We start from the raw sequence: 4466 nt of genomic DNA, 5'->3' as shown, positions 1-4466 counted from the left end.
GCGGCGGCTGGTGGACGATGTCATGCGAGGCACCTCGTGGGGTCGGTGGCGTCGGATGTGTCAGCCACAGTGGCCTCCTGCCGTCGGCCCGCACAAGAGACGCACCGGCCATGGCGCGGTGCGCGCGGCGGGTACGGGGGCGGCCTCCGGGTCAGTCACCGGACTGGATGTCGCCCCGGGTGGACGACGTGATCGGGTCTCCCTGGGCGAAGTCCCCCGGCGGGATCCCCGGGTGGTGTCCGCCCTCCACGGGCTCGACGGCGGCGGCCGGGCCGAGTGCCAGACGGGAGACGATCCGGTAGCGGTCGCCGCGGTAGAGCGAGTGCACGTACTCCACGGGGCAGCCGGTGGTGTCCGAGGTCAGCCGCTCGAAGAGGAGGGCCGGGGAGAGCTCCGGCACGTCGAGGAGCCGGGCCTCGGCCCGGGTCACCACGGTGGGCTCGATGGCCTGGACCGCTTCGTGGACGTGTACGTCGTGGCGCTCGCGCAGATGCTCGTACAGGTCGCCGTGCTCCAGCTCCTGGGCGGACAGGCCCGGGACCAGTTCGGCCCTGATGTGCAGGTGCTCGATGGCCATCGGGGCGCCGTCGACGAGCCGCAGCCGGGCAACGTACACGATCTCCGCCGCGGGAGACATGCGCAGCTTGCGGCCGACCCGGGCGCCGGCCTGGAGGGTGGTGAACTCCAGCAGCCGGCTCGACCAGGCCCCCGCCGCCTGCGGGAGCGTCAGGGCCAGGTCGGCCGAGACCAGCTCCTGGGTGATCTTCGCGGGTGCGACGAACATGCCGCGGCCGTGCTCGCGCACCAGCAGCCCGACGGCCACCAGCTCGTCGATCGCGGCGCGCAGGGTGGGCCGGGAGACGCCGAGCGTGGCACACAGCGCGCGCTCCGAAGGGATGGCGTCCCCCGGGCGGCGCGACTCGATCAGCTCCAGTACGGCGTCGCGGGCCCGTTCCCGTTTGAGCACCGTTCCCGATGAGTCGGCGTCCATGCGCTGCCCCTCCTGACCTTTCTCTCACTTACCAGTTGAGCAACCAGTGAGACGAACTCGGCTACTGGTCAAGGGAAGTGTAGCCGGTCTCCGGCCAATCGACCCGGCCCGAATTTCCGGGAGATCACTAAAACCCATAGCTACCAAGGGGGTTGACGGCCCCATTGGTCTATGCCACCTTCATCCACCATCAAGAGGTGAGCTGTCCAGTGGGCTTCACTGGTCAGGTGGTCAGGTCCTTGTCTCCCAGAGGTGAACCGTGAAGTACCGCTTGCTTGCCGGTGGGTCCGCGCTCGTGATGGCCGCCGTTCTCAGTGCCTGCAGCTCGTCGTCCGACTCGGCCGGCGCGTCCGGTGACGGACCGACGGACATCGACGTGTGGCTGATGCGCGACAGCGTCTCCGCCGAGTTCCAGAAGGAGTTCGTGAAGGGCTTCGAGGCCGCACACCCCACGATCAAGGTCCGGGTGCAGATCCAGGAGTGGGACGGCATCGGTGAGAAGATCACCGCCGCGCTGGCCAGCAACGACGCACCCGACGTGATCGAGAGCGGCAACACCCAGGTCGCCCAGTTCGCACAGAGCGGCGGGCTGCTCGACCTGAGCGACAAGGTCGACGAACTGAACGGCAAGGACTGGCTCAAGGGCCTCGCCGAGCCGGGAGCGTACGAGGGCAAGCAGTACGGCATCCCGTACTACGCGGCCAATCGTGTCGTCATCTACCGCACCGACCTTTTCGAGAAGGCGGGGGTCGACGCGTCCGCGATCAAGACGCGAGAGCAGTGGATCGAGGCCACCGGCAAGCTCAACAAGGGCGGCACGCAGGGCATCTATCTGCCCGGGCAGATGTGGTACGCGCTGGCGGGCTTCGTCTGGGACGAGGGCGGCGACCTCGCCACCGAGTCCGGCGGCAGGTGGAAGGGCACGCTGGACACTCCCGAGGCACTGCGCGGGATGGAGTTCTACGAACAGCTCCAGGCGCTCGGCAAGGGCCCGAAGGACTCGGACGAGGACTCCCCGCCGCAGGCCGACGTGATGGCCCAGGGGAAGGTCGCCCAGGTGATCTCGACCCCGGGCGGCGCCAATGTCGTCATGGAGAAGAACCCGGAGCTGAAGGGCAGGCTCGGCTTCTTCGCGATCCCGGGCAAGGGCGCGGACACCCCGGGCGCCGTCTTCACCGGCGGCTCCGACCTGGTGATCCCCACGGCGTCCGGCAAGCAGGAGGCCGCGCTGGCCTTCGTCAAGGAGCTCACCGGAGACGCCTGGCAGAAGAAGCTGGCCGTGGCCATGAGCTACGTACCGAACCGGACGACGCTCGCCTCGGCGGTGGCGGGCGATCCGGGGGCGGCCGCGATGGCGGTCGGCGCGGCGAACGGGCACGCGACGCCCAACACGCCCGGCTGGGCTGCCGTCGAGGCGGAGAACCCGATCAAGGACTACATGGCTGCCGTCCTGACCGGCGGCGACCCGGCGAAGGAGGCCGCCAAGGCCTCCGAGGACATCACCCGGGCCATGAACACCGCTTCCTGACCCCTTCGCCCGTCCGCCCGGCCATCGATCTCCGCCCATCCGCCCGACCACCGAGAGGAGGCGTGCCGTGTCGGTCATCCGGGAACGGACCGCACCCCCCAGCCGCCTGCGCCGCCCGGCGACCACGGCAGGACCGCCGCGCCGGCGGCGGTCCGGGGAGCCACGCGGCTTCTGGCCGTACGTCCTGATCACACCCGCCGTCGGCGGCATGCTCTATCTGCTGCTCTACCCGCTGCTGCGGGCCGTGCTGATCTCGCTGCAGGACTTCCGGCTGCGCCAGCTGATCATGGGTGACGCGGAGTTCGTCGGACTGCGGAACTACCGGACGCTGTTGTCCGACCCCCGGTTCTGGGAGGTGGTGCGGCGCACCTTCCTGTTCATGGCGGTCAACGTGGTCCTGATCATGGTGATCGCGACCCTGGTCGCGCTGATGACCGAGCGGCTGGGCCGCTTCGGCCGCACGGTGGTGCTCAGTTCGCTGGTGCTGGCGTGGGCGATGCCGGTGGTCGCGGCCACCACGGTCTTCCAGTGGCTGTTCCACTCCGAGTTCGGCATCGTCAACCGGCTGCTGACCGGGGCCGGGTTCTCCTCCTTCGACCGCTATCCGTGGTTCGCGCACGGCACCGCCGCCTTCTCGATCCTGGTCCTGCTGATCGTCTGGCAGTCGGTGCCGTTCGCGGCCATCACCGTCTACTCGGCGCTCACCACGGTCCCGGCGGAGCTGTACGAGTCGGCGCGGCTGGACGGGGCGTCCGGCTCGCGGATCTTCCGCTCGGTCACCTTCCCGATGCTCCGGCCGATCTTCCTGCTGGTCTTCTCGCTCGAAGTGATCTGGACGTTCAAGGCGTTCGTCCAGATCTGGGTGATGACCCGCGGGGGTCCGGGCGACGCCACGACGATCCTGCCCGTGTACGCGGTGCAGAAGGCACTCGCGGGGCAGCGCTACGACCTGGGGTCTGCCGCCTCGATGATCACCGTGGTCCTGATGTCCGGGGTGCTCGTCCTCTACTTCCGCCAGATGTTCCGCCAGGAGGACGAGTACCGATGACCCTGCTGCGCCCGAGAGTCCGGCGGATCCCGCTGAACGCCGCCGCCGTACTGACCGTCCTGGTCTGTCTGTTCCCCGTCTACTGGATGATCTCGACCGCGTTCAAACCGTCGCGGGACATCCAGTCCGCCGATCCGAAGCTCTTCCCTCGCACCTGGACGCTCGACCACTTCCGCACGGCCGTGCAGGCCGACGGGTTCGAGCTGTTCTGGCGCAACAGCATCCTGGTGACGCTCACCTCGATCCTGCTGGCTCTGCTGGTCGCCATCGGCTCGGCGTACGCCGTGGCCAGGATGCGGTGGAAGGGCCGGCGGCAGTTCATGCTCATGGTCTTCATCGCCCAGATGGCGCCCTGGGAGTCGCTGATCATCCCGATCTACATCATCTCCCGCGACACGGACATGCTCGACCGGCTGCCGACCCTCACGCTCGTCTACTTCATGGTCACGCTGCCGTTCTCGATCGTGGTGCTGCGCGGCTTCATCGCGACCATTCCGCCGGAGCTGGAGGAGGCGGCGCAGGTCGACGGCTGCACCCGGACCGGCGCCTTCCGGCGGGTGGCCCTGCCCCTGCTCGCACCGGGGCTGATGGCGACCTCGCTGTTCGGTTTCATCACCGCGTGGAACGAGTTCGCGTACGCCAACTTCCTGATCATCAAGCACCAGGACAGCCGCACCCTGCCGGTCTGGCTGTCGTCGTTCCAGAACACCTTCGGCACCGACTGGGGCGCCACCATGGCCGCCTCGACCCTCTTCGCCCTGCCCGCGCTGGTCGTCTTCCTGCTGCTCCAGCGCCATGTCACCTCCGGCTTCGCGGCCGGCGCCGTCAAGGGCTGACGCCCGAGATCCCGAACCCGGAGGCTCCTCGTGCCCGCATCCCGTCCCGAACACTCCCTCCTC

Annotated in this window: 4 protein-coding genes; 3 read left to right on the top strand and 1 reads right to left on the bottom strand. The window is 68.9% G+C overall.

Annotation, left to right across the window (positions count from 1 at the left end):
• Window positions 1-151: 151 nt before the first annotated feature.
• The gene (locus tag JGS39_RS37460; RefSeq protein WP_219574253.1) at window positions 152-991 is read right to left on the bottom strand and encodes a GntR family transcriptional regulator; all 840 of its coding nucleotides are present in this window, start codon (window positions 989-991) and stop codon (window positions 152-154) included.
• A gap of 259 nt (window positions 992-1250) precedes the next feature.
• Here JGS39_RS37460 and JGS39_RS37455 point away from each other — a divergent pair, with 259 nt between their 5' ends.
• From JGS39_RS37455 to JGS39_RS37445, 3 genes are all read left to right on the top strand, one after another.
• Window positions 1251-2519 (top strand): extracellular solute-binding protein, encoded by a 1269-nt coding sequence (locus JGS39_RS37455; protein ID WP_219574252.1) that lies wholly within the window; start codon window positions 1251-1253, stop codon window positions 2517-2519.
• Between the two features lie 67 nt (window positions 2520-2586).
• Window positions 2587-3567 carry a carbohydrate ABC transporter permease gene (locus JGS39_RS37450; protein WP_219574251.1) on the top strand — a complete coding sequence of 327 codons (981 nt, stop codon included), beginning with the start codon at window positions 2587-2589 and terminating at the stop codon, window positions 3565-3567.
• On the top strand, window positions 3564-4403 hold the full coding sequence (locus JGS39_RS37445) for a carbohydrate ABC transporter permease (protein ID WP_219574250.1): 840 nt from the start codon (window positions 3564-3566) through the stop codon (window positions 4401-4403). The genes JGS39_RS37450 and JGS39_RS37445 overlap by 4 nt, the downstream gene beginning before the upstream one ends.
• Window positions 4404-4466 lie beyond the last annotated feature (63 nt).

It is taken from the genome of Streptomyces poriferorum (assembly GCF_019399235.1).
Classification (GTDB): Bacteria; Actinomycetota; Actinomycetes; order Streptomycetales; family Streptomycetaceae; genus Streptomyces; species Streptomyces poriferorum.
Note: the sequence above shows the minus strand (reverse complement) of the source record. Positions and strands in the feature narration are given on the sequence as shown.